Source organism: Streptococcus atopicus, assembly GCF_049166725.1.
Lineage (GTDB): Bacteria > Bacillota > Bacilli > Lactobacillales > Streptococcaceae > Streptococcus > Streptococcus hominis.
In genome coordinates this window covers 25048-48335 of sequence record NZ_JBMHFC010000003.1, presented here as the reverse complement: position 1 = coordinate 48335, position 23288 = coordinate 25048, and the positions used below count along the sequence as shown (strand labels likewise).

Below are 23288 nucleotides of genomic sequence, written 5' to 3'. Positions count from 1 at the left end.
AGATATGAATTTAATGGATAAAGTTAACGAAACAGCACAGTTTTTAAAAGACAAAGGAATGACCGCACCAGGATTTGGTTTGATTCTCGGTTCTGGTTTGGGAGAATTAGCTGGTGAGATTGAAAATGCTGTCAGCATTGACTATGCAGGCATTCCAAATTGGGGTCGCTCAACAGTGGTGGGGCATGCTGGTAAATTGGTTTATGGCGACTTAGCAGGTCGGAAAGTACTGGCTTTGCAAGGACGTTTTCATTTTTACGAAGGAAATCCAATGGAAGTAGTGACTTTCCCTGTCCGTGTAATGAAAGCGCTAGGCTGTGAAGGTGTCATTGTTACCAATGCCGCTGGAGGGATTGGATATGGTCCAGGGACGTTAATGGCTATTTCAGACCATATCAATCTGACGGGGCAAAATCCTTTGATTGGAGCGAATTTGGATGAATTTGGTCCACGCTTTCCAGATATGTCTGATGCTTATACAAAAGCTTACCGTGAAAAAGCCCACACCGTAGCAGAAAAATTAGGCATTGAATTGAAAGAAGGAGTTTATCTGGGTGTGACTGGTCCAACTTATGAAACACCAGCTGAAATCCGTGCTTTCCAAACATTAGGTGCAAGTGCTGTTGGTATGTCAACTGTTCCGGAAGTAATTGTGGCAGCGCACTCAGGCTTGAAAGTATTGGGAATTTCAGCTATTACAAACTTTGCAGCTGGTTTTCAAAGCGAGCTAAACCACGAAGAAGTCGTAGAAGTGACAGAACGTATCAAGGAAAACTTTAAAGGACTTGTAAAAGCAATCCTTGCAGAACTATAAAAAACATAAATGTAAAAAGAGTCGAAGATTGAGCTTACAATCACATCTCTTTCTGAACTCAACTAAAAACGAAAGGAATAAAACCCACACGCAATCCTTTCTGAGATGAATAAGCTCCTAAGAAAAGTTTTTTAGCGCTTGTACTTTTCAGTTTGGTTTTTGACGGGCTTGGTATCTTACTTATGTCAATCCATATTGCAGCAAAACAAGGCGAAATTGCCGATAAAATTTTACTACCTGGAGACCCACTCCGTGCCAAATTCATTGCCGAAAACTTCTTAGAGGACGCTATATGCTTCAATGAAGTTCGCAACATGTTTGGCTATACAGGGACTTATAAGGGGCATCGTGTTAGTGTTATGGGAACTGGAATGGGAATTCCGTCTATTTCTATCTATGCACATGAGTTGATTGTTAACTACGGCGTGAAACGTTTAATTCGTGTAGGAACGGCTGGTTCGTTGAATAAAGACGTTCATGTACGTGAATTGGTATTAGCGCAAGCAGCAGCGACAAATTCAAATATCATTCGTAATGATTGGCCTCAATATGACTTTCCGCAAATTGCAAGTTTTCGTCTTTTAGATAAGGCTTATCACCTTGCCAAGAATTTTGGTATGACAACGCATGTTGGAAGTGTCTTATCATCAGATGTTTTCTACTCAAACTACGGTGAAAAAAATATTGAACTTGGTAAAATGGGAGTTTTGGCTGTGGAAATGGAAGCGGCAGCTCTTTACTATCTAGCTGCTCAATATAATGTCGAAGCTCTTGGCATTATGACTATTTCAGATAGCTTGGTGAATCCAGACGAAGATACAACGGCAGAAGAACGTCAAACGACTTTCACAGATATGATGAAAGTCGGTTTAGAAACGCTTATTTCAGAATCATGATTGAAAATTTAGACGTCAAAGAAGAGATAATTTACGCTATTTCTCGCTATGATTATGCTCATGCTTATAAATTAGCTCAAAGGCTGAATGGTGCAGACTCAAAGTTAGTTGAACTTTTGTATATCATGGCAGAGCGGAGAGAGTTGAATATTCGCCCTGCTATGGAATATCAGTTGAAAATTAGAAATGATTTTCAACTTTTTTGTCATGCTTCTGAGGAAGATGAACAATTAGCAAACTACCTATATGACTTAGAAGCAAAGCTTAAAAACGAACAGGTGATCGATTTTATTCGTGCTGTTAGTCCGGCGATTTATCGGATTTTTATGCGTTTGATTAAGCAAGAAATTCCTGATATTGAATCCTATATTCATAATTCTAGAGAAGCGAGTTACGATCGTTGGAATTTTGAAAAGATGAAAAATACTGATCATCCTATTTTGAGTACTTTCCATGCTGAAAGTACAGTTCATTCTTCTAGTCTGGCTAGCTTGATTTTACTGTTGGATTTACCAGAGCAAGTTAAAATCATGGTCAAAGAACTGCGAAAGTTGGAGAAATCCGTTCGGAACCCATTAGCGCATTTGATTAAACATTTTGACGAAGAAGAATTGCATTCCACTACAGGTTTTTCTTCTCAATTTTTTATGGAAATATTGATTTTGTTGGCGCAAGCAACAGGCATTACTTATGACGAAGAGCAGTTTTACTTTGATCGGGTTAATCAAGTCATCAAAATATTGCTAAATTAAGTGTTTTGTTTCATTATAAAATCCCATACAGTTCATTTTACTTGTATGGGATTTTTGGTTATTTAGAAGAAGAGCTGGATTCTTCTGTTGATGAGGAGGAACCGCTACTTGTTGATTCAAATTGTTCAGGGTGAAGAGCACGATAGCTTGGGGAATTAAACAGATCAACAGTTGAATTACCACCTCGTTTGCTATAAAGGCTTGTAGATTCATCACCTTTTTTCTTTTCAATAGATAATAATGATTTAAGTGAGTTGGTATAAGAATAGTCCTTAGGATTCACTTTCCCTAAATCATTTCCAGTATAGAAGCGAAGCAAGTCTCCGGTTTGAATCAGGTCACTCATTTTCAACTGCTCATTGGTTGTATTGCGGATTTTTTCCAATTCTGCCTTAGTTGTTTCATCTGGATTGGTAATTTCTTCTCCTGTTTCTGTGTAGTAAGTACGTCCACTGTAGCTAGTATACTTAGGAGTTACAAAATAGTTTGATGAACGAAAGGCAACGGTTTGTTGATGTTTTGGAGAGAGTAAATCTTGTCCGACTTGTAGGTATTGTTTAGAATCAATACCGAGCAAATGTTCTAAAGTAGGCAAGAGGTCAACTTGTCCGCCATAGGTATTAACGACTTTTCCTTTTGTCATGCCAGGAATAACAACCATATAAGGAACTCTTTGGAGCATAGCATTGTCATAGCTAGACCAAGTTTCAGAATTTTTGCCTAGTAATGGCGCCAGCGAAGGATTCCGTGAATTAGAGATACCGTAGTGGTCACCATAAAGAACGATGATTGAATTCTCATAAAGACCAGACGCTTTTAAGTAGTCAAAGAATGATTTAACGGCAGAATCTAGATAATTGGCCGTTGCAAAATAACCATTGATTGTTTCATCCTTGGTTGAAGCAAGTGGAAAACCAATCTCGTCTCCAATCAAGCTAGTTGTATAAGGATAGTGATTAGAAACGGTGATGTATTTTGCATAAAATGGTTGTTGTAAATGTTCAAGATATTTAATAGAATCTTTGAACATAATCTTATCATTCAGACCATATTGGAATGAATTCGTTTTGTCTTGCTTAGAAAAGTAAGAAGAATCGAAGAAATAGTTATATCCCCATTGTTTGTAGGTGGTATTTCGATTCCAGAAACTACCAGCATTTCCGTGGAAAACGGCACTAGAATTATAACCATTTTTTGAGAAAATGTACGGAGCAGCTTGCTGCGTGTTTGTTCCACCATAGTTTACCATAAAGGAGCCCTGATTGAGACCGAACAAACCAGTTTCTAACATCGTTTCTGCATCAGATGTTTTTCCAGCTTTTACTTGATTAAAGATATTAGAAAAAGCAAACGTTGAGTTTGAATGATAAAGAGAATTGAGGAATGGAGTTACTTCGTATTCTTTGCCCTCAGACTTTAATTTATAATCAATCAGGAATTGTTGGAAACTTTCTAAATGAAGATAGATGACATTTCTACCTTTAGCAATTCCGTAATACTCTTTATTTGGCTCGGCATAGTGTGACTTGACGTATTCTTCAACTGGTTTCAAATCTTCAGCACTTGCTTTGGAGCGTTCTTTGTTGGCGCTATATGTCTGATTAGCACTATAGCCAAGAAAAGCTGGCAAGCCTAAAGCGCGGACAACATAATAATTAGAGAAGCCGCGTGTCAATAACTCTGGACGGTCAACTTCTGCTAAAAAGAGATTGGCTGAAAAAAGCATACTGGACAGAGCAGTAATTGCAAAGCTAGCTCGCTTGTTGAATGGCCGATCGTCTAAACGGATCCATTTTTTATAAAAAAGAAAACCTAAGATTGGAAAATCAATGATGTAAATAAAATCTCCAGGTCGGAATAATTCGAGCGCAGCCTCTCCTAGACCAGCTGAGACGCTACTTGAAGCGAGCATGGTATTGACAGTAACAAAATCACTAAACTCGCGATAATAGATAGAGTTTGAAATGAGCCAGACAAATAATAAAATGTAAAGCGCAACTGCTAGAATATAGAAAACTTTGGTGCGCTTAATATAAAGTGCTAGTCCAATCAACAGTAATCCCAATGGAAGGGGATTGAAAATCGCGAGAAAGACTTGATAGGCACCCTGAATATCAAGATTAAAGTCAACAGAATAAGCCCACATGGTTTTCAGCCAATAAAGGGCCAGCAAGGTCAAGACAAAACCTAGTCTTGTACTCACGAAGTTGAGTATCTTCCTAGTCATAGTTTTCACAAATATATACTTCCTTGTCTTATTTCCTAAAATTTTCACTACTAAGTATAACATATTTTTGATTTAAGTTGGTAATTTAAAATGTTGCATTTTCTTTTGCTAGATAAAAAATAGAGAAAGGATTTTTATCCATTGAGAATAAATAGAATTTTTACGTATGAACATATTTTTTGCAATCATTTTGTAATAAGTAGTACATTTTTTTGAGAAAATTCATAACATTTGATATAATAGAGCTTATGAAACAGCTTACGATTCCTTCTTATACTGAAGAAAACATAAAAAAAGGACGATTTGTTTTAGAAAAACAAGATTTTCCTTCACTTTCTTTTCATCATCAAGTTGTAGAATTGGTAAATGCAAAAGGAAATTTTGTAGGCATCGCATACTTATCAGCGCAAAACAAGGGTATCGGCTGGTTTATCTCACATAAGAAAGTAGTTTTTGATGTCTCGTTTTTCTGTCAGTTATTTCGGTGTGCGAAAGAAAAGCGACAAGTTTATCAACAATCAAAAGAGACAACAGCTTACCGCCTTTTTAATCAAGAAGGAGATGGTTTTGGTGGGTTGACAATAGATTTGTATCAAGAATATGCTGTTTTTTCTTGGTATAATCTCTTTGTTTACGAGATTAAAGATACTATTGTTCAAGCATTTCAGCAGGTTTTTCCAGAAGTTACAGGAGCGTATGAGAAAATTCGTTTCAAGGGTTTGAATGTTGAATCTACTCATTTATACGGGCAAGAAGCGCCAGCATTTTTCCCAATTTTGGAAAATGGCGTTCGTTATAAAGTATTTCTAAATGATGGATTGATGACAGGAATTTTCCTTGATCAGCATGAGGTGCGTGGTAGCTTGGTAGACGGTCTAGCAGCTGGTAAGTCGCTGTTAAATATGTTTTCCTACACGGCAGCTTTTTCGGTTGCGGCAGCGATGGGAGGAGCCAGTCAGACAACCTCCGTTGATTTGGCAAAACGAAGTCGTGAGTTATCTGAAGCGCATTTTAGAGAGAATAATCTTGACTTAAGCAACCATACATTTTTTGTGATGGATGTGTTTGACTACTTTAAATATGCAAAGCGACATGGTCTGACCTATGATGTGATTGTTTTAGACCCGCCGAGTTTTGCAAGAAATAAAAAACAAACTTTTTCAGTGGCGAAGGATTATCATAAGTTAATTGCTCAGTCTTTAGAAATTTTAAATCCCCAAGGGATTATCATTGCTAGTACAAATGCTGCGAATGTTTCACGTACTAAGTTTAAAAAAGAAATTGAAAAAGGTTTTGCAGGAATGAAGCACCGTTATCTGAAAGAATACGGTTTACCAGCAGATTTTACTTATAATAAAAAAGATGAAAGAAGTAATTACCTCAAGGTATTTACCATTAAGGTGAACAAATGAAATTAGTCGTATCAGTGATGCCGAAAAATTTAGAGGAAGCGCAGAATATTGATAGCTCGCGTTATGATGACGCGGACATTATTGAATGGCGTGCTGATTTTTTAGCAAAAGATGAGGTTTTGACTGTTGCACCTGCTATTTTTGAAAAATTTGCTGGTCGTGAATTGATTTTCACTTTGAGAACAATTGACGAAGGTGGAAATATTGAATTGACGGATGATGAATATATTTCTACTATCAAGGAAATTTCAACGATTTATCAGCCGGATTATATTGATTTTGAATATTTTTCTCACAAAAATAGATTTGAGGAAATGTTGGATTTTCCAAATCTTGTTTTGAGCTATCACAATTTTGAAGAAACGCCTGAAAATATGATGGAAATTTTATCTGAATTGACAAGCCTGACTCCAAAAGTAGTGAAAATTTCTGTTATGGCGCGCAGCGAGCAAGATGTATTGGACTTGATGAACTATACGCGTGGTTTTAAAACTTTAAATCCCAATCAAGATTTTGTGACGATTTCTATGGGACAAATTGGAAAAATTTCACGAATAACAGCAGATTTGACAGGCTCAAGCTGGTCGTTTGCAAGCTTGGATGAATCCAGTGCACCAGGTCAAATTTCTCTTGCCAGTATGAAACAAATTCAGGAGATTTTGAATGAAAATTGACGGCTATACTCGTTTAGCGGCAGTTGTCGCCAATCCAATCAAGCACAGTATTTCTCCTTTTATCCATAATGCAGCATTTGAGCAAACGGGTGTTAATGGTGTTTATGTGGCTTGGGAAATCTCACAGGATGACTTGAAAGCAACTGTTGAAAACATTCGCCGCTATAATATGTTTGGAATCAATTTGTCCATGCCTTATAAACAGGCTGTGATTCCTTTTTTAGATGAAGTGACACCTGCTGCGCAGATGATTGGAGCGGTGAATACTGTCGTGAATCAAAATGGAAAATTGATTGGTTATAACACAGATGGCAAGGGATTTTTTATGAGCTTGCCTTCTTTTGTCATTAAAGGCAAAAAAATGGTCATGCTTGGAGCTGGTGGAGCTGCGACAGCGATTATTGTGCAGGCAGCTCTAGATGGTGCTGAGGAGATTTTTGTGTTTACGCGCCAGTCCTCTTTTGAACGCGTTTCACAGAAAATGAAGGAAATTCAGCAGAAGACTGCAACGAAGATTTGGGTATTACCATTAGAAAATCAAGAATTATTGCAAGAAAAAATTAATGTTTCCGCTTTATTGGTCAATGGGACCAGTTTAGGCATGGACGGTAAGGCTTTACCGATACCAAGCAGTATTCGTTTACCACATTCACTTCTTGTGGTAGATGTGATTTACCAGCCGTTTGAAACCCCATTTTTAAAATGGGCAAAGGGACAAGAAGTTGAAGTAGTGAATGGCTTGGGAATGTTGCTGTATCAAGCAGCAGAAGCATTCAAATTGTGGACAGGAAAAGAAATGCCAACGAAAGAAATTTGGCAGACATTGGAAAAAAAGTACAAATAAGGAGTTGCCTATGAAATTAAATGTGAATATCCCCAATCATCCTTACGATATTGTCATTGAAAAAGGGACTTTAGCTAAAGCTGGAGAATGGTTGGCAAGTTTATGGTCAGCTCAAAAGGTCGTTGTCATCACAGATAATCATGTGGCAAGTCTGTATGCTGAAACAGTTAAACGCAGCTTAGAAGTTGCTGGCTTTGAAGTGTTTGTATTTGATTTTCTGGAAGGGGAAGCTAGTAAAAATTTAACAACGGTCAATAAAGTTTATGAATTTCTCGCTAAAGTAGGGATGACCCGCAGTGATGGTATTGTTGCCTTGGGTGGCGGTGTGGTCGGTGATTTGGCTGGCTTTTCAGCTTCAACTTATATGCGAGGCATTCATTTTGTACAGATACCGACGAGTTTGACGGCTCAGGTAGATTCTTCGATTGGTGGGAAAACAGGAGTCAATACGCCGTGGGCTAAGAACATGGTGGGTACTTTTACTCAGCCGGACGGAGTTCTGATTGACCCAGATGTTTTAAAAACTTTAGGACAACGTGAATTGATTGAAGGCATGGGAGAGGTCATCAAGTATGGTTTGATTGAGGACGTGGAGCTATGGCAGGAACTGTCTGACATGGATGGTAGTCCAGAATCCATTTTGGAGCACGCAGAAAGTATCATCTATCATTCTTGTAATGTCAAACGAAAGCTAGTAGTGGAAGACGAGCTTGACAATGGTGTGCGCCTTTATCTAAATTTTGGACATACTATTGGTCATGCAGTGGAGGCAACTGCTGGTTATGGCAAAGTCATGCACGGAGAAGCTGTGGCTATTGGAATGGTTCAGGTAGCGCGTGTAGCAGAAAAAAAGGGGCTGATGCCTAAAGGAATTACCACAGATATTGAAAAAATGTGCTGTAAGTTTGGTCTTCCGACCGATTATCAACCTTGGCGACAAGAAGAGCTCTATCATGCCTTACTTCATGATAAGAAAGCTCGTGGAAAGACAATCAAATTAGTCATTGTTCCAGAATTAGGCGGGACTGCCATTCATCAGATTCCTTTAGAAGAGATGAAAGATTATTTAGAAAAGTAAGTGCTAAATAGCAACAACAGATGAGGTAATTAAATGAGATATTTAACTGCTGGGGAGTCACATGGACCGCGTTTGACAGCTATCATTGAAGGAGTGCCAGCTGGGCTTCCTTTGACAGCTGACTATATCAATGCAGAGTTGAAACGCCGTCAGGGCGGATATGGTCGTGGAGCTCGTATGAAAATAGAGAGTGACAAAGTGGAAATTACTTCTGGTGTTCGGCATGGGCGAACCATGGGGGGACCGATTACACTCAATGTGACCAATCTAGATCATCAAAAATGGTTGGACATCATGAATGTAGCAGATGTGGAGGACAAGAAAAAAGAGCTGCGCAAGATTACTAAACCTCGTCCGGGTCATGCAGATTTGGTCGGAGGTATGAAATATCGTTTTGATGATCTGCGTAATTCATTGGAGCGCTCTTCTGCGCGTGAAACTACCATGCGGGTGGCGGTGGGAGCAGTTGCTAAGCGTCTCTTAGAAGAAATCGGAGTTGAGGTGGCTAGTCATGTCGTGACTTTCGGTGGCATTGACATTGAGATACCTGAAAATCTGACCATTTCTGAAATCAAGAAACGCGCTCGTCGGTCAGAAGTTTCGATTGTCAATTCAGAGCAAGAAGAAGAAATCAAAGCCTATATTGATCAGATAAAGAAAGATGGCGACACGATTGGTGGAATTGTTGAAACCATTGTCGGTGGTGTGCCAGTCGGGCTTGGTTCCTATGTTCAATGGGATAGAAAACTAGATGCTAAAATTGCTCAAGGAGTGGTTTCTATCAATGCATTTAAAGGTGTGGAATTTGGAGTTGGTTTTGAAGCAGGGCGGCTTAAAGGCAGTCAAGTGATGGATGAAATAATCTGGTCTAAAGAGGATGGATTTACTCGTCGCACTAACAATTTAGGCGGTTTCGAGGGCGGTATGACCAACGGAGAACCTATTGTAGTGCGCGGAGTGATGAAGCCGATTCCAACTCTCTACAAGCCACTTATGAGCGTTGATATTGAGACACATGAGCCTTATAAGGCAACGGTGGAGCGAAGCGATCCGACAGCTCTTCCAGCTGCTGGTGTTGTTATGGAAGCTGTTGTTGCAACAGTGCTTGCAACTGAGGTTTTGGAGAAATTCTCTTCGGATAATCTGGAAGAATTAAAAGAAGCCGTTCAACAATACCTCAATTATGTGAAAGGATTTTAATGCTCACCTATATTTTTACAATGACTTTGGTCGGAATTTTTGCAGGAATTCTGGGAGCTTTGCTAGGACTTGGAGGTGGAATTGTTATTACGCCTGTGCTGACTCTTTTATTTGGGGTGGACATCAAGTATGCAGTCGGAGCTTCTATTATTGCGGTTTTAGCAACTAGTTCAGGTTCTGCGATTGCCTATCTCAAAGATGACATGCTCAATCTGCGCATTGCCATGTTTTTGGAAATTTTCACAACTTTAGGAGCTTTTGTAGGCGCTATGTTATCAGTAATAACAGATTCACAAGTCCTTTTCTTACTTTATGGCGCTCTCATGCTCTTTCAAGCATTTAATATGTACCAGAAGATTCATGACAAAAAGGACAATCAGAGTGTGAGTCACAATGATGCTATCGCAGAGAAATTAAATCTCGGTGGTGAATATTTTGACAAAGGTCTCAATCAAACAATCAAGTACCAAGTGACCAATGTCCCTGGTGGCTCTGTTGTCATGTTTTTTGCTGGTGTTATGTCGGCGCTTTTAGGAATTGGTGCGGGTGCTTTCAAAGTATTGGCCATGGATACTGTTATGAAAATGCCCTTAAAAGCTAGTTCAGCGACTTCTAACTTTATGATGGGAGTGACAGGAACGGCTTCAGCTATCTTTTATCTTTTTGTAGGGCAAATCAATCCGGTATTGGTTACGCCAATCGCCTTAGGTGTTTTAGCAGGTTCTTTCATCGGAAGCCGCATCATGCCTTATGTGCCTGTAAAAGTATTGCGCTGGATTTTTCTAGTCGCTTTATTAGCTTTGGGTGTGCAGATGTTTATACGAGGTATGCAATGACAGATAAAATGCAAGAAGAAAAAGAGCGGCTAGATTTGGTCATGGGAAAAATTCTTCGCATAGGGATTTTTCTCTCCATTCTTTTTATGTTTATTGGCTTGGTTCTTTACCTTTTTAGTGGTCAGCAGGTCATTTCTTTAAAGAATTTGGAACAGTTTAATCCAGTTGCCTATGTGAAGAGCCATTCCATTTTTGATGCAGTGACGTTTATGTTACTAGGGGCTTTTATGCTTATTTTGACACCGATTTTTCGAGTGATTTCAACTTTTATCATTTTTGTCAAAACAAAAGATAAAATGTATACGATTTTCACAGCGATTGTTATGGTTATTATTTTAGTATCAATTATTTTGGGATTCATTGTTGAGCCAAAGTAAGGAGTTAAGCATGGTAAAGAAAGTTATTTATATTGCGGGTCTTGGTTTGATTGGTTCATCAATCGCGCTTGGAATTCGACGTGATCATCCAGACTATACTATATTAGGTTACAATCGTGGAAAAGAATCTCGAAAAATTGCCCTTGAAAAAGGCATGGTAGATCAAGTGACCGACCAGTTTGCTGAATTTGCTCCTCTGGCAGATGTGATTATTCTTGCTGTCCCTATCAAGCAAACCATTGAGTTTATCAGGCAATTAGCAACTCTAGATTTGAAAAAAGATGTGATTATCTCAGATGCAGGTTCTACCAAAGCTGAAATTGTAACTGCCGCTGAAGAATCTCTAAAGGAAAAAAATATTCGATTTGTAGGTGCTCATCCGATGGCTGGTAGTCATAAGTCAGGTGCTAGTGCAGCAGATATAAATCTCTTTGAAAACGCCTATTATATTTTTACTCCGTCTCATTTGACGAAAGAAGGCACGATAGCAGAAATGAAGAATCTCTTATCTGGTCTGCATGCTCGCTTTATCGAGATTGATGCCAAAGAGCATGACCGGGTCACCAGCCAGATTAGTCATTTTCCGCATATTCTCGCTTCTAGTCTTATGGATCAAGCCGCTGCCTATATTCAACAGCACGAAATGACGCAGTATTTCGCTGCTGGGGGATTTCGTGATATGACACGGATTGCAGAAAGTGAACCGAGCATGTGGACTTCGATTTTATTGACAAATCCAGATGCCATTTTAGAGAGGATTGAAGATTTTAAGAAGCGATTGGATACTATTTCACTTGCTATTCAGAATAAAAATGAAGATGTGATTTGGAATTTCTTTCAGCATGGTCGCCAAGTGCGAAAAGCTATGGAAATTCATAAACGAGCAGGTGTGGATAGCTTTTATGACATTTTCATCAATGTTCCCGATGAAGAAGATGCTGTTTTAGGAGTGTTGGAACTTCTAAGGGGAACATCCATTGTCAATATTCACATTAACGAAGAAAATCGCGAAGATATTAACGGAATTTTGCAAATTACCTTTAAAAATCGCGAAGATTTGGAAAAATCTGCTAAAATAATAAGAGAAAAGACACACTATCAAGTCTTTTTAGACTAAGGAGGAAAACTATGTCAAATATTTATGATTTAGCGAATGAATTAAGCCGTACTCTACGTGACCTTCCTGAGTACAAAGCCGTTGTCGAAAGCAAAAAAGCAGTAGATGCTGATAGTGAAGCAAAGAACCTTTTAAAGGACTATCTAGCTTTCCAACAAGAACTGCAAGCTATGGCGCAATCAGGTCAAATGCCAACGCAAGAAGTGCAAGACAAGATGAAGTCGTTTGGGGATAAGATTCAAGGCAATCCTGCCCTGACTGAATTTTTCAATAAACAACAACAATTATCTATTTACTTGTCTGATATTGAACGCATCATTTTTGATCCAGTTCAAGAACTGTTGAAATAAGGTTATGATTCAAGCTGGTGCAAAATTAGCCCAGCTTTTTATGTGCATGAAATCCATAGGAGAAGAAAGGATTCAACAAATTAGCGAGAATTTTCTGAATATTTCCACTAAATACTTGTTTTTTACTAATTTCTGAGTATAATGAAATGTATCAACTAGACAGATTTTCAGTTTAATGGTGAAGCTGAACGGTGTATTTTATGGAGGTGCTTTATGTCACGTAAAATTGCGATTATTGGTATGGGAAATGTTGGTGCCGCAGTCGCGCATGGTCTGATTGCGCAAGGAGCCTTTGATGATTATGTGTTGATTGATAAAAATGAAGCAAAAGTCAAAGCAGATGCACTTGACTTTCAGGATGCCGCAGCCAATTTGAATCATCACGCAAATATTATTGTTAATGATTATCAGGCATTGGCAGACGCGGATGTGGTGGTGTCGGCACTGGGCAATATCAAATTACAAGATAACCCCAACGCCGATCGATTTGCTGAATTACCCTTTACATCCAAGGAAGTTCCTTTTGTCGCTGGACAATTGAAAAAAGTTGGATTTACAGGGATTATCATTGTTATTAGTAATCCAGTAGATGTCATTACTAGTCTTTATCAACACTATACTGGTCTGCCTAAAGAGCGTGTTATTGGAACGGGAACGCTACTGGACACAGCTCGTATGAAACGTGCAGTTGGTGTTCGCTTTGGTGTCGATCCTCGAAGCGTTTATGGCTACAATCTTGGAGAACATGGGAATTCTCAATTTACAGCTTGGAGCCAAGTACGGATAAAAGGGCAACCGATTTCTATATTTGCTTCGGTCGAGGAGTTGGATGAAATTGCTCTAGAAGCCCTTAAAGGAGGGCATACCGTCTTTTATGGCAAAAAATACACATCTTATGGTATTGCGAGCGCAGCTATCCGTTTAGCAGTAGCCCTTGTATCGGATTCGCATGAAGAATTGCCAGTATCAAATTATTATCAGACATTAGACACCTACCTGAGTTATCCAGCGATTGTAGGACGTGAGGGAATTCTTGAGCAAGTCAAACTTAGTTTAACGGAAAAAGAGGAAGAAAAATTAGCGTATTCTGCACAATTCATCAAGCAAAAATTTGCAGAAAGTTTATAATTTTAAGAGGGTGAGGAAAAGTTGAATTCAACGAAATGAAGCCTTTTCCCCGCTCTCTTTTGTTTCCCTCCTCTTTTTATGGTACAATATGTAAAAAGAATCAGGTATGAGGTTTTCTATGCAGTTACGTACAAATGCAAAGGGGTTAGCTGGGTGCATTCGTGTGCCAGGTGATAAGTCTATTAGTCATCGATCGATTATGTTTGGTAGTTTGGCCAAGGGAGTGACAACGGTTCACGATATTTTGCGTGGTGAAGACGTCTTATCCACCATGCAAGTTTTTCGTGATTTAGGTGTTCAAATTGAAGATGACGGCAATGTAGTAACGATTAATGGAGTGGGTTTTGCTGGTCTTCAAGCGCCGACAAACAAACTGAATATGGGAAATTCTGGAACCTCCATTCGCTTGATTTCAGGTGTATTAGCTGGGCAAGATTTTGCGGTGGAAATGTTTGGCGATGATAGTTTATCTAAACGTCCTATGGATCGCATAACGGTTCCTCTTCGTCAAATGGGGGTGCAAATCGCTGGACGAACCAATCGTGATTTGCCGCCGCTCACCATTCATGGGAATAAGAACTTACAGCCCATTCATTACACCTTGCCTGTAGCGTCTGCTCAGGTTAAATCTGCTTTGATATTTGCGGCTTTACAAGCTCAGGGCGAGTCTGTCATTGTGGAAAAAGAAATGACCCGCAATCATACAGAAGATATGATTAAACAATTTGGCGGTCAGATTTCTGTCAATGGAAAGGAAATCCGCGTTCAAGGCGGACAAGAGTTTACTGGACAGAATGTGCTGGTGCCAGGAGATATTTCTAGTGCGGCTTTCTGGATAGTAGCAGGACTTATCATTCCCAATTCTAAGATTATTTTGGAAAATGTTGGTATCAATGAAACACGGACTGGCATTTTGGATGTTGTCAATGCTATGGGTGGAAATATAAACTTGTCCAATATAGACAGAGTTGCTAAGTCCGCTACCATAACGATAGAGACGTCTGAATTAGTTGGCACAGAAATTGGCGGAGAAATTATCCCACGTTTAATTGATGAATTGCCAATCATTGCACTTCTTGCCACGCAAGCTAAGGGGCAAACGGTGATTCGTGATGCAGAGGAACTAAAAGTAAAAGAAACAGACCGTATCCAAGTTGTGGCAGATGCACTAAATAGCATGGGGGCTGATATTACTCCGACAGAAGACGGCATGATTATCAAAGGGAAAACGTCTCTTCACGGTGCTAAAGTTCATACATTTGGCGACCACCGAATTGGCATGATGACGGCTATTGCAGCTCTTTTGGTAAACGACGGTCAAGTCGAGTTGGAGCGCGCCGAAGCTATCAATACGAGCTATCCAAATTTCTTTGCTGATTTGGAGGACTTACTTCATGGCTAAGATTTTGATTGGTTTCATGGGGGCTGGAAAGTCAACGATTGCTAGCTTGCTAGATGAAAATTTTATCGACATGGATGAGCTTTTGTCAGAGAGACTGGAAATACCGATTAAAGAATATTTTGAGCAGTATGGCGAAGTAGCTTTTCGACAAAAAGAAAGTGAATTATTAAAAGAATTGCTACAGTCAGAACAAGTCATCTCAACTGGTGGTGGCATCATCAGCAATGCTCAAAATCGCGAGTTGTTAAAGCAGAACGCTGAAAATATTTATTTAAAAACAGATTTTGAGACACTTTATCAGCGTCTTGAAGAGGATCAAGAACACCAGCGCCCACTTTATTTGAACAATAGCAAAGCTGATTTGAAAAATCTTTTCGATCAACGTCAGGCTTGGTATGAAGAAGTGGCTACAAAAGTTATTGATGTGACTACTTTGACACCAAAACAAATCGTGGAGGTGTTGCAATGAAAATTGGATTTTTAGGTCCGAAAGGGTCTTTTTCTCATCATGTGGCACAAGAAGCATTTCCAGCAGATACGTTAGTGGCTTTTGAAAATATCACAGAAGTTGTCAAAGCCTACGAGACAGGAGAAGTGGATTATTCTGTAGTGCCAGTTGAAAATTCAATTGAAGGAAGCGTTCATGAAACATTGGACTACCTTTTTCATCAGGCAGCCATTCATGCTGTGGCAGAAATCGTCCAGCCAATCAAACAACAATTATTGGCAACGGCAGCTGATAAGCCAGTAGAAAAAATCTTTTCTCATCCGCAGGCAATTGCGCAGGGGAAAAAATATGTTCGCCAGCATTATCCACAAGCTAAAATCGAAATAACAGCTAGCACAGCTTATGCGGCTCGTTTTGTGGCTCAGCATCCAGAAGAAAATTATGCAGCCATTGCGCCAAGGAGTGCAGCTAGTGAATACGGTCTGCAGATTATTGCAGAGAATATTCAAGAAATGGCTGAGAATTTCACCCGTTTTTGGTTGCTGGGACAGTCGATTCCGACTTTGTCATTATATCCTAAGGAAAAGAAAATAACGCTTGCTTTGACTTTGCCAGACAATTTGCCCGGTGCTTTATACAAAGCTCTTGCAACTTTTGCTTGGCGGGGAATTGACTTGACAAAGATTGAAAGTCGCCCGTTGAAGACCGCTTTGGGAGAATATTTTTTCATTGTGGACATCAATAATGAAAAAGAGGATTTAGTGTCATTTGCGATGAAAGAGTTAGAAGCGATTGGCATTACTTATAAAATTTTAGGAAATTATACCGTTTATACTATTTCAGAACAGTAGATTGGAGCAATCATGGGTAAAAAATCAGATAATCTCAGCCACCATGAGCAGTTGAGACTGGACTATCTTTACAAAAATATCCATTATTTAAATGAACGCGAAAAAAAAGAATATCAATATATTCTGAGAAAGCAAGAAGGAGACCAAAGAGTAGAATCAGCTCGTGAATCGAGAGGGACCTTTTCTGACCAACAAGTACCTGAGAATTTTGGTTACACCGAGCAGGGACTCCCTCAATATCCAGAGAGAAGTCGCCGTAATAAACGAGCTAAATCAGAGCACATACCAACTAATGCGGCTGAAAGTGTTGTAGAAAATATACCCAAGCCTAAAAAGGAAAAACGGCATAGAAAAATACGTGTGAAGCGGATTTTAGGTTGGTTGGCTGCATGTTTGATTCTAATTGTCGGGGGGATGCTTTTTATGTTTATAAAGGGGCTAAATACCTCTAAAAGTAATCCAAACGCAAAGGCCGCTCAAACGGAAGTCTTTCACGGCAAGGACACAAAAGACGGTGTGAATATACTTATTTTGGGTACAGATGGACGAATTGGTCAATCTTCTTCTGAAACGCGGACAGATTCGATCATGGTCTTAAATGTTGGTGGAAAAAATAAAAAAATGAAACTCGTCAGTTTCATGAGAGATACGCTCGTGCATATTGATGAAGTCAGCCAAGGTTCTGGTTATGATCAAAAGTTAAATGTAGCATATGCCATTGGAGAGCAAAATAACAATCAAGGCGCTGAATTAGTACGTCAAGTGCTGAAAGACAATTTTGATATTGACATTAAGTATTATGCGTTGGTTGACTTTTCGACCTTTGCGACAGCTATCGATACCCTTTTCCCAAATGGTGTTGAAATGAATGCGAATTTTTCAACTATCAATGGTGAAAAAGTGAGTGAAGTACAGGTGCCGGACGACCTCAATATGAAAGACGGCGTGGTTCCAGAGCAGACGATTAAGGTTGGCAAACAGCGAATGGACGGTCGCACGCTTTTGAATTATGCGCGTTTCCGTAAAGATGATGAAGGAGATTTCGGCCGAACACGTCGCCAACAAGAGGTGATGAGCGCGATTATTCAGCAAGTAAAAGACCCAACGAAGCTCTTTACAGGCTCTGAAGCGCTTGGCAAAGTATTTGCTTTAACTTCGACCAACGTTCCGTATAGTTTTTTACTAACGCACGGCTTGTCTTCTCTTACCAATGCTCGTAATGGTGTTGAAAAGGTGACCATTCCTGAAAATGGAGATTGGATAGATGCTTATGATATGTATGGCGGTCAAGGACTGTTAGTTGATTTTGAAGCCTATAAAGAAAAATTGGCACAACTTGGACTCAGATAAATGATAGAATAGAAAGTGATGATTCTGTCGCTTTCTTTTTTTGGGAAATGGCAGAGCTGATAGAAAGAGAAATATATGTTAAAAAAGAATGATGTGATAGAAGTTGAAATTGTGGATTTGAGCCATGACGGTGCAGGAGTAGCTAAGGCAGAGGGGCTGGTTTTCTTTGTAGAGAATGCTCTGCCTACGGAACGTATCCGTATGCGCATACTGAAAGTCAATAAAAAAATTGGTTTTGGCAAGGTAGAAGCCTATCTGACGAAATCCCCTTATCGAAACGAAGATGTTGATGTGGCTTATCTGAGGACAGGTATTGCTGACCTTGGGCATCTAAAATATAGTGAGCAATTGAAATTTAAAACCAAGAAAGTTAGAGATAGTCTTTACAAGATTGCTGGGATTTCAGATATTGAAGTAGCTCCGACATTAGGTATGGAGCACCCACTACATTATCGAAACAAAGCGCAGGTTCCTGTTCGACGTGTCAATGGACAGCTAGAAACGGGATTTTTCCGAAAAAATTCGCACGATTTAATGCCAATTGAGGATTTTTATATTCAGGATCCAGTTATTGACCAAGTCGTTTTGGCAGTGCGGGATTTGCTGCGTCGTTTTGACCTGAAACCTTACGATGAGAAAGAGCAATCTGGTCTGATTCGTAATATTGTGGTTCGTCGTGGACATTACTCTGGTGAAATCATGGTTATTTTAGTGACAACTCGTCCCAAAATTTTCCGTATAAATCAGTTAATTGAGCGATTAGTCGCGCAATTTTCGGCTATTAAGTCTGTCATGCAAAATATTAACAACCAGCCAGGTAATGCGATTTTGGGGAAGGAATTTCGTGTACTGTATGGACAAGATTATATTACTGACCGCATGCTGGATAATGACTTTCAAATTGCTGCTCCAGCATTTTACCAAGTCAATACAGAGATGGCAGAGAAGCTGTATCAAACGGCGATTGATTTCGCTGAGTTGAATACAGAAGATATTGTAGTGGATGCCTATTCGGGGATTGGCACCATTGGATTGTCAGTTGCGAAACATGTCAAAGAAGTCTATGGCGTGGAGGTCATCCCCCAAGCAGTTGAAAATAGCAAAAAGAATGCTGAGCTAAACGGTATTAGCAATGCCCATTATATTTGTGATTCAGCAGAAAATGCTATCAAAAAATGGCTGAACCAAGGTATAAAACCTAGTATCATCATGGTCGACCCACCACGTAAAGGCTTGACTGAAAGTTTTATCAAATCAAGCGTCAGTATGAATCCAAAGAAAATCGTCTATATTTCCTGCAATGCCGCCACCATGGCACGTGACATCAAGCTCTATCAAGAACTAGGCTATAAACTCACAAAAGTTCAGCCCGTGGATTTGTTTCCAATGACACATCACGTGGAGTGCGTAGTGTTGCTACAACGAAGCAAAGAGTGAAAATCCTTTATTTTAAGCACTTCTTCAAGCATTTTGTCTTTATTGAAAAGAATGATTTTGACATAAAAAAGGTACAAAAAAAGTATATTGATGTGAACGTCTGTTTGGATGTCGACTGCGTAGACAAAAAATAGATACGTCGTAAAATATATTGGTTCAGCGAGAACATTTTATAAGTGTTCTCGCTTTTTTTATTTTCAGGAGGAAAATTATGGAAAAAGAAGAAAAGTCATCACGGTATGCTGTGATGTGTCATTTTATGGCTATCATGGGAATTGATGTTGATGAAGCAACACATTTAGTTGATGAAATGGAGAAGGCAGAGTTGATTCAATTTGATGAACTGGGGAATGTTGGACTTTTATTGTTGGAGGGACAATCATGAAACGTATTACCGCAAATCACTATCAAACGTCAGAGCGTTACTATAAGCTCCCAAAACTTTTGTTTGAGAGTGCCCGCTATAAGGAGATGAAACTAGAGGTTAAAGTGGCTTATGCAGTCTTAAAAGATCGATTGGAATTATCTCTGAGTAAGGGATGGATTGATGAGGATGGGGCTATTTATTTGATTTACTCTAACTCCAAACTAATGGCACTCCTTGGTTGTTCCAAGTCTAAATTGCTGACGATTAAAAAGACATTGAGAGAATTTGGACTGATTGATGAAGTCCAACAGTCTTCCAGTGAAAAAGGGCGTTTGGCTAATAAGATTTATTTAGGGGAGTTAGAACATGACACCACCCCAGTCTTAAATTCAGACGGGGGTAGTGTTCAAAAAACACTAGGGGGGTCTCCAAATCAGCCGGGGCCGGTTTTAAATTCAGCCCCTAGTGAGACTGAAAGAAGTGAGACTGAATATAGTGAAACTGAAAAGAGTGATTTCCTTTTTGAGGACGAGGAGGAGAGACAAGTTGTAGTTGAAAAACAAGAAGATACCTTTTCTCCAAAAGTTGACTCAGTGACCAAGTACGATCGAGATTATATTTGGGGCTTGGTTCATGACCAGTTGAGACAAGCAGGCTTATCTCAGTCAGCTAGTGATTACGCCATGATTTATTTTAGTGACCGTTATCAGTACGCTTTGGAACATATGAGATTTGCTCGGTCGGCAGAAGCGATTGCGGAATACGTGTTTAATGGTGTGCTGTCTGAATGGACCAAGCAACTAAGGCGACAAGAAGCGAAGGGAGGTGATTAAGATGATTTGGTGGATACTAGGTGGAGTCTATCTCATCTCCCTTATTATTTTATTGATTGAAATCATCCGTGCACCAGAGATGGATGACCATATTTAAGTAAGAGTTTTACAAATAGTAAGGCTCTTTTTATTTTGAAAGAGAGGAAAAATGAAATTTTTAGATTTGTTTGCTGGAATTGGAGGCTTTCGACTGGGGTTAACCCGTCAGGGCCATGAGTGTGTTGGCTTTTGTGAGATTGATAAGTTTGCGAGAAAATCTTACAAGGCCATGTATGAGACCGAAGGAGAGATAGAATTTTATGACATTAGACAAGTCACAGACCAAGACTTTAGACAACTTAGAGGACAAGTGGACATCATCTGTGGGGGATTCCCTTGCCAGGCATTTTCACTCGCAGGCCGACGATTGGGATTTGAGGATACTAGAGGTACTTTGTTCTTCGAAATTGCTCGAGCGACCAAACAGATCCAACCACGTTTTTTATTCTTGGAAAACGTCAAGGGTTTACTCAATCACGACAAGGGAGAGACATTTCGAACAATCCTCACTACATTGGATGAGCTGGGGTATGATGTCGAATGGCAGGTGCTTAACAGTAAGGACTTCCAAGTCTCCCAAAACAGAGAAAGGGTCTTTATTATCGGACATTCTAGAAGATACCGTCCCCGATTCTTACTTCCTCTCCGAAGAGAAAGTAGCTCAACTGGTCTTGAACGATTAGGCAATGTTAATCCATCAGGAAAAGGCATGAGTGGAGAGGTTTACTTGAGTCACGGATTATCCCCAACTCTAACCAGAGGAAAAGGGGAAGGAGCTAAACTTGCTATACCAGTTTTAACCCCTGATAGGCTGAAGAAACGCCAACATGGCAGACGCTTTAAGGAGAATCAAGCCCCTATGTTTACCCTAACTGCTCAAGATAGGCATGGTGTCGTTGTCGCAGGAACCTTACCAACATCTTTTGTTCAAACTGGACGCGTCTATGATATTTCAGGGGTATCCCCAACACTTACCACCATGCAGGGAGGCGATAAAGTTCCTAAGATTCTTTGTCGTGAAGAAGCTCCGCATTTAAAAATCAAAGAAGCTACTAAACTAGGTTATGCCAAGGCGACAATAGGGGATTCTGTCAACCTTGCTTATCCAGAGTCCACAAAACGAAGGGGACGAGTCGGTAAAGGGGTATCTAATACGATAACCACTTCTGACAATATGGGGGTAGTCGTGGCAGCTCTTGAATATCGCAAGGACAAGTGGTATGAGGTGACAGGGATTGTCATTGATGGGAAACTCTATCGTTTAAGAATCAGACGGCTGACTCCCAGAGAGTGTTTTAGACTTCAGGGTTTTCCTGACTGGGCCTATGAAAGAGCGGAAAGCGTCTCCAGTAAAAGCCAGCTGTATAAACAAGCAGGCAATAGTGTGACCGTGACAGTCATCGAAGCCATCGCTGGAGCATTTAGAAAGATTGAGGAAGAAGAACATGAAGTTGTTACATAATAAAAGTATTAGGGAATGTACAGAACTGGATGAAGCCATCCATCAAGCTGAAGTGGAGATGACAAGTCTGATTACGATTGAATATTTCGGCGAAGGCAAGTCTCCGATTGATAGGAGTAAAGTTTTCACACCACTGACTCAAGAATTGCAGAAGGGTTTATCCGTATAGGAGGGAGACATGTTAGAGATCTATTTAAGTCGAAATACCAGTCGTAATCAGAAACTCCTTAACTTTTGTAAGTTACATGGCATTTCCTATACCTGTAAAGACGTTGGTCACTTGGCACATGAGGACTTACTGGGATTATTTGCCAAAACTAGTGATTGTTTTGAGCTGCTAGCTCCCTCTTTTAAGCGTTTTAAACGTCATAAACAGATGAAATTGAGTGAGTTGGTGACTTTGGTTCTTCGAAAACCTGAACAGAATTTACGTCTCCCTCTCGTGGTTTGTCAGAAGAAAGTGTATCCCGATATGAGTGTAGAAGAGGCACGAACCTTTCTTCCAAGAGACCATAAGGAAGTTCTCTTTCGTGAACATCTCTTTAAGGACTTGACAGAACAGGAGGATCTATGAACGAACGCTTTTGGGAAAATTTAGAAATCCTCCTCATTGATAAGGGTATGTCTTGGGCAGATTTAGCACGGAAAATCTTTAAAGGTCAATATGTCTATCCCAGTGAGTTTAATCGTCTCTATCAGACCTTCCGTCATTATAAGTCCAATCGCCTTATGCCTCAACTCAAATGGGTGGAGAGAATTGTAGCAGTCTTAGAGATTGATTATGAAGATTTGTTTAGGAGGTAGAGATAGGACGAGTATTACTGATGTACGGAGCCATTCATGCTAATGTGCTCTTAGTTAGTCTCTTCTTAATGGGATGGATTGATGGGATAGGCTTAATCGTCTTACAAGTTGCTTTTTTAACTTTTTTGTTGTGGTTTTGGAAACACTATGGCATTCCCAAAAGAAACATGTCCTGGATAGAGAGAGGAGTTTGGCTTTTAGGGAGCCTTGGCGTGATGGTGAGTATAGCTCTTGCCATGAGTGTCACGCTTTCAGGAATTGAGACTAACCAACAAACGATGGTAACTGTTCAGGATCAAGTTCCCGTTCTGTCGTTTATTATTTTTCTACTTAATGCCAGTATAGTGGAGGAGGTCTTTTACCGAGAAGTTTTGTGGGATAGACTGTCTAAGCCATTTGCTCAGCTTTTGTTGACGAGTTTTCTCTTTTCCTTAGTGCACCACCCTTCTAGCGTGATAACTTGGTTCATTTATGGCAGCTTAGGAGTGACATTAGGACTGGTTCGTCTCAAAACGGATGTTTTAATGTCTACTCTGGTTCATCTCTCTTGGAATGGTGCGGTTTTTCTTCTATCATTTCTGTGATACCAA

The 23288-nt window shown here is 39.8% G+C and carries 26 protein-coding genes; 25 read left to right on the top strand and 1 reads right to left on the bottom strand.

Annotated features, from left to right (window positions below):
* The first annotated feature begins 4 nt into the window (after positions 1–4).
* The 3 genes from ACOMA9_RS02790 to ACOMA9_RS02780 all read left to right on the top strand — a co-directional run bounded on the left by ACOMA9_RS02790 (position 5) and on the right by ACOMA9_RS02780 (position 2462).
* A complete protein-coding gene (locus tag ACOMA9_RS02790) occupies positions 5–814 on the top strand; it encodes a purine-nucleoside phosphorylase (RefSeq protein ID WP_421424604.1) in 810 nt (269 codons plus the stop codon).
* A 182-nt stretch (positions 815–996) separates the two neighbouring features.
* Complete coding sequence (gene deoD / locus ACOMA9_RS02785; RefSeq protein ID WP_421424601.1) at positions 997–1710, top strand: purine-nucleoside phosphorylase; 714 nt, start codon at positions 997–999, stop codon at positions 1708–1710.
* Positions 1707–2462, top strand: a complete 756-nt coding sequence (locus ACOMA9_RS02780) for a hypothetical protein (RefSeq protein WP_421424599.1) — start codon at positions 1707–1709, stop codon at positions 2460–2462. The genes deoD and ACOMA9_RS02780 overlap by 4 nt, the downstream gene beginning before the upstream one ends.
* Before the next feature lie 58 nt (positions 2463–2520).
* Here the strand turns inward: ACOMA9_RS02780 and ACOMA9_RS02775 are convergent, their stop codons facing one another.
* Positions 2521–4689 carry an LTA synthase family protein gene (locus tag ACOMA9_RS02775; RefSeq protein ID WP_374958520.1) on the bottom strand — a complete coding sequence of 723 codons (2169 nt, stop codon included), beginning with the start codon at positions 4687–4689 and terminating at the stop codon, positions 2521–2523.
* A 248-nt stretch (positions 4690–4937) separates the two neighbouring features.
* On the opposite strand from ACOMA9_RS02775, the gene ACOMA9_RS02770 reads away from it, so the two are divergent.
* The 22 genes from ACOMA9_RS02770 (at position 4938) to ACOMA9_RS02665 (ending at position 23282) form a co-directional block, all read left to right on the top strand.
* Entirely contained in the window at positions 4938–6101 is a 1164-nt protein-coding gene (locus ACOMA9_RS02770) for a class I SAM-dependent rRNA methyltransferase (protein WP_330944897.1), read from the top strand.
* A complete protein-coding gene (gene aroD, locus ACOMA9_RS02765; protein WP_021001863.1) occupies positions 6098–6775 on the top strand; it encodes a type I 3-dehydroquinate dehydratase in 678 nt (225 codons plus the stop codon). The genes ACOMA9_RS02770 and aroD overlap by 4 nt, the downstream gene beginning before the upstream one ends.
* Entirely contained in the window at positions 6765–7619 is an 855-nt protein-coding gene (locus ACOMA9_RS02760) for a shikimate dehydrogenase (RefSeq protein ID WP_330944896.1), read from the top strand. Before aroD ends, ACOMA9_RS02760 begins: the two co-directional genes overlap by 11 nt.
* Before the next feature lie 10 nt (positions 7620–7629).
* Positions 7630–8697 carry a 3-dehydroquinate synthase gene (gene aroB / locus ACOMA9_RS02755; protein ID WP_330944895.1) on the top strand — a complete coding sequence of 356 codons (1068 nt, stop codon included), beginning with the start codon at positions 7630–7632 and terminating at the stop codon, positions 8695–8697.
* A gap of 33 nt (positions 8698–8730) precedes the next feature.
* Positions 8731–9897: a chorismate synthase gene (gene aroC / locus ACOMA9_RS02750; protein WP_330944894.1), complete on the top strand. Its 1167-nt coding sequence runs from the start codon at positions 8731–8733 to the stop codon at positions 9895–9897.
* Positions 9897–10733, top strand: a complete 837-nt coding sequence (locus ACOMA9_RS02745; protein ID WP_003042980.1) for a sulfite exporter TauE/SafE family protein — start codon at positions 9897–9899, stop codon at positions 10731–10733. Before aroC ends, ACOMA9_RS02745 begins: the two co-directional genes overlap by 1 nt.
* Complete coding sequence (locus ACOMA9_RS02740) at positions 10730–11110, top strand: DUF1634 domain-containing protein (RefSeq protein ID WP_106082680.1); 381 nt, start codon at positions 10730–10732, stop codon at positions 11108–11110. The genes ACOMA9_RS02745 and ACOMA9_RS02740 overlap by 4 nt, the downstream gene beginning before the upstream one ends.
* A 10-nt stretch (positions 11111–11120) precedes the next feature.
* A complete protein-coding gene (locus ACOMA9_RS02735) occupies positions 11121–12227 on the top strand; it encodes a prephenate dehydrogenase (RefSeq protein WP_330944893.1) in 1107 nt (368 codons plus the stop codon).
* 11 nt (positions 12228–12238) lie between these two features.
* Positions 12239–12577, top strand: a complete 339-nt coding sequence (locus ACOMA9_RS02730; protein WP_421424596.1) for a YlbF/YmcA family competence regulator — start codon at positions 12239–12241, stop codon at positions 12575–12577.
* 213 nt (positions 12578–12790) lie between these two features.
* Positions 12791–13705: an L-lactate dehydrogenase gene (locus tag ACOMA9_RS02725; protein ID WP_330944892.1), complete on the top strand. Its 915-nt coding sequence runs from the start codon at positions 12791–12793 to the stop codon at positions 13703–13705.
* A gap of 118 nt (positions 13706–13823) precedes the next feature.
* Entirely contained in the window at positions 13824–15107 is a 1284-nt protein-coding gene (gene aroA / locus ACOMA9_RS02720) for a 3-phosphoshikimate 1-carboxyvinyltransferase (protein ID WP_330944891.1), read from the top strand.
* Positions 15100–15576 carry a shikimate kinase gene (locus ACOMA9_RS02715; RefSeq protein WP_151380406.1) on the top strand — a complete coding sequence of 159 codons (477 nt, stop codon included), beginning with the start codon at positions 15100–15102 and terminating at the stop codon, positions 15574–15576. Before aroA ends, ACOMA9_RS02715 begins: the two co-directional genes overlap by 8 nt.
* Complete coding sequence (gene pheA / locus ACOMA9_RS02710) at positions 15573–16406, top strand: prephenate dehydratase (protein WP_330944890.1); 834 nt, start codon at positions 15573–15575, stop codon at positions 16404–16406. The genes ACOMA9_RS02715 and pheA overlap by 4 nt, the downstream gene beginning before the upstream one ends.
* Before the next feature lie 12 nt (positions 16407–16418).
* Positions 16419–17756, top strand: a complete 1338-nt coding sequence (locus tag ACOMA9_RS02705) for an LCP family protein (RefSeq protein ID WP_330944889.1) — start codon at positions 16419–16421, stop codon at positions 17754–17756.
* A 75-nt stretch (positions 17757–17831) separates the two neighbouring features.
* Complete coding sequence (gene rlmD / locus ACOMA9_RS02700; protein ID WP_421424592.1) at positions 17832–19193, top strand: 23S rRNA (uracil(1939)-C(5))-methyltransferase RlmD; 1362 nt, start codon at positions 17832–17834, stop codon at positions 19191–19193.
* A gap of 211 nt (positions 19194–19404) precedes the next feature.
* The gene (locus ACOMA9_RS02695) at positions 19405–19578 is read left to right on the top strand and encodes a hypothetical protein (RefSeq protein ID WP_172594019.1); all 174 of its coding nucleotides are present in this window, start codon (positions 19405–19407) and stop codon (positions 19576–19578) included.
* Positions 19575–20393 carry a replication initiator protein A gene (locus ACOMA9_RS02690; protein ID WP_421424590.1) on the top strand — a complete coding sequence of 273 codons (819 nt, stop codon included), beginning with the start codon at positions 19575–19577 and terminating at the stop codon, positions 20391–20393. The genes ACOMA9_RS02695 and ACOMA9_RS02690 overlap by 4 nt, the downstream gene beginning before the upstream one ends.
* Before the next feature lie 148 nt (positions 20394–20541).
* Positions 20542–21894: a DNA (cytosine-5-)-methyltransferase gene (gene dcm, locus ACOMA9_RS02685; protein ID WP_421424589.1), complete on the top strand. Its 1353-nt coding sequence runs from the start codon at positions 20542–20544 to the stop codon at positions 21892–21894.
* Entirely contained in the window at positions 21878–22063 is a 186-nt protein-coding gene (locus tag ACOMA9_RS02680) for a hypothetical protein (protein ID WP_421424587.1), read from the top strand. Before dcm ends, ACOMA9_RS02680 begins: the two co-directional genes overlap by 17 nt.
* Positions 22064–22072: 9 nt before the next feature.
* A complete protein-coding gene (locus tag ACOMA9_RS02675; RefSeq protein WP_371507353.1) occupies positions 22073–22468 on the top strand; it encodes a thioredoxin domain-containing protein in 396 nt (131 codons plus the stop codon).
* Positions 22465–22698 carry a helix-turn-helix domain-containing protein gene (locus ACOMA9_RS02670; RefSeq protein WP_003033668.1) on the top strand — a complete coding sequence of 78 codons (234 nt, stop codon included), beginning with the start codon at positions 22465–22467 and terminating at the stop codon, positions 22696–22698. Before ACOMA9_RS02675 ends, ACOMA9_RS02670 begins: the two co-directional genes overlap by 4 nt.
* A 2-nt stretch (positions 22699–22700) precedes the next feature.
* The gene (locus tag ACOMA9_RS02665; RefSeq protein ID WP_371507352.1) at positions 22701–23282 is read left to right on the top strand and encodes a CPBP family glutamic-type intramembrane protease; all 582 of its coding nucleotides are present in this window, start codon (positions 22701–22703) and stop codon (positions 23280–23282) included.
* The last annotated feature ends 6 nt before the right edge of the window (positions 23283–23288 follow it).

Coding starts and splice junctions, on each gene's coding strand:
- ACOMA9_RS02790 (WP_421424604.1), top strand. CDS start 5: ATGAATTTAATGGATAAAGTTAACGAAACAGCACAGTTTTTAAAAGAC.
- deoD (WP_421424601.1), top strand. CDS start 997: ATGTCAATCCATATTGCAGCAAAACAAGGCGAAATTGCCGATAAAATT.
- ACOMA9_RS02780 (WP_421424599.1), top strand. CDS start 1,707: ATGATTGAAAATTTAGACGTCAAAGAAGAGATAATTTACGCTATTTCT.
- ACOMA9_RS02775 (WP_374958520.1), bottom strand. CDS start 4,689: ATGACTAGGAAGATACTCAACTTCGTGAGTACAAGACTAGGTTTTGTC.
- ACOMA9_RS02770 (WP_330944897.1), top strand. CDS start 4,938: ATGAAACAGCTTACGATTCCTTCTTATACTGAAGAAAACATAAAAAAA.
- aroD (WP_021001863.1), top strand. CDS start 6,098: ATGAAATTAGTCGTATCAGTGATGCCGAAAAATTTAGAGGAAGCGCAG.
- ACOMA9_RS02760 (WP_330944896.1), top strand. CDS start 6,765: ATGAAAATTGACGGCTATACTCGTTTAGCGGCAGTTGTCGCCAATCCA.
- aroB (WP_330944895.1), top strand. CDS start 7,630: ATGAAATTAAATGTGAATATCCCCAATCATCCTTACGATATTGTCATT.
- aroC (WP_330944894.1), top strand. CDS start 8,731: ATGAGATATTTAACTGCTGGGGAGTCACATGGACCGCGTTTGACAGCT.
- ACOMA9_RS02745 (WP_003042980.1), top strand. CDS start 9,897: ATGCTCACCTATATTTTTACAATGACTTTGGTCGGAATTTTTGCAGGA.
- ACOMA9_RS02740 (WP_106082680.1), top strand. CDS start 10,730: ATGACAGATAAAATGCAAGAAGAAAAAGAGCGGCTAGATTTGGTCATG.
- ACOMA9_RS02735 (WP_330944893.1), top strand. CDS start 11,121: ATGGTAAAGAAAGTTATTTATATTGCGGGTCTTGGTTTGATTGGTTCA.
- ACOMA9_RS02730 (WP_421424596.1), top strand. CDS start 12,239: ATGTCAAATATTTATGATTTAGCGAATGAATTAAGCCGTACTCTACGT.
- ACOMA9_RS02725 (WP_330944892.1), top strand. CDS start 12,791: ATGTCACGTAAAATTGCGATTATTGGTATGGGAAATGTTGGTGCCGCA.
- aroA (WP_330944891.1), top strand. CDS start 13,824: ATGCAGTTACGTACAAATGCAAAGGGGTTAGCTGGGTGCATTCGTGTG.
- ACOMA9_RS02715 (WP_151380406.1), top strand. CDS start 15,100: ATGGCTAAGATTTTGATTGGTTTCATGGGGGCTGGAAAGTCAACGATT.
- pheA (WP_330944890.1), top strand. CDS start 15,573: ATGAAAATTGGATTTTTAGGTCCGAAAGGGTCTTTTTCTCATCATGTG.
- ACOMA9_RS02705 (WP_330944889.1), top strand. CDS start 16,419: ATGGGTAAAAAATCAGATAATCTCAGCCACCATGAGCAGTTGAGACTG.
- rlmD (WP_421424592.1), top strand. CDS start 17,832: ATGTTAAAAAAGAATGATGTGATAGAAGTTGAAATTGTGGATTTGAGC.
- ACOMA9_RS02695 (WP_172594019.1), top strand. CDS start 19,405: ATGGAAAAAGAAGAAAAGTCATCACGGTATGCTGTGATGTGTCATTTT.
- ACOMA9_RS02690 (WP_421424590.1), top strand. CDS start 19,575: ATGAAACGTATTACCGCAAATCACTATCAAACGTCAGAGCGTTACTAT.
- dcm (WP_421424589.1), top strand. CDS start 20,542: ATGAAATTTTTAGATTTGTTTGCTGGAATTGGAGGCTTTCGACTGGGG.
- ACOMA9_RS02680 (WP_421424587.1), top strand. CDS start 21,878: ATGAAGTTGTTACATAATAAAAGTATTAGGGAATGTACAGAACTGGAT.
- ACOMA9_RS02675 (WP_371507353.1), top strand. CDS start 22,073: ATGTTAGAGATCTATTTAAGTCGAAATACCAGTCGTAATCAGAAACTC.
- ACOMA9_RS02670 (WP_003033668.1), top strand. CDS start 22,465: ATGAACGAACGCTTTTGGGAAAATTTAGAAATCCTCCTCATTGATAAG.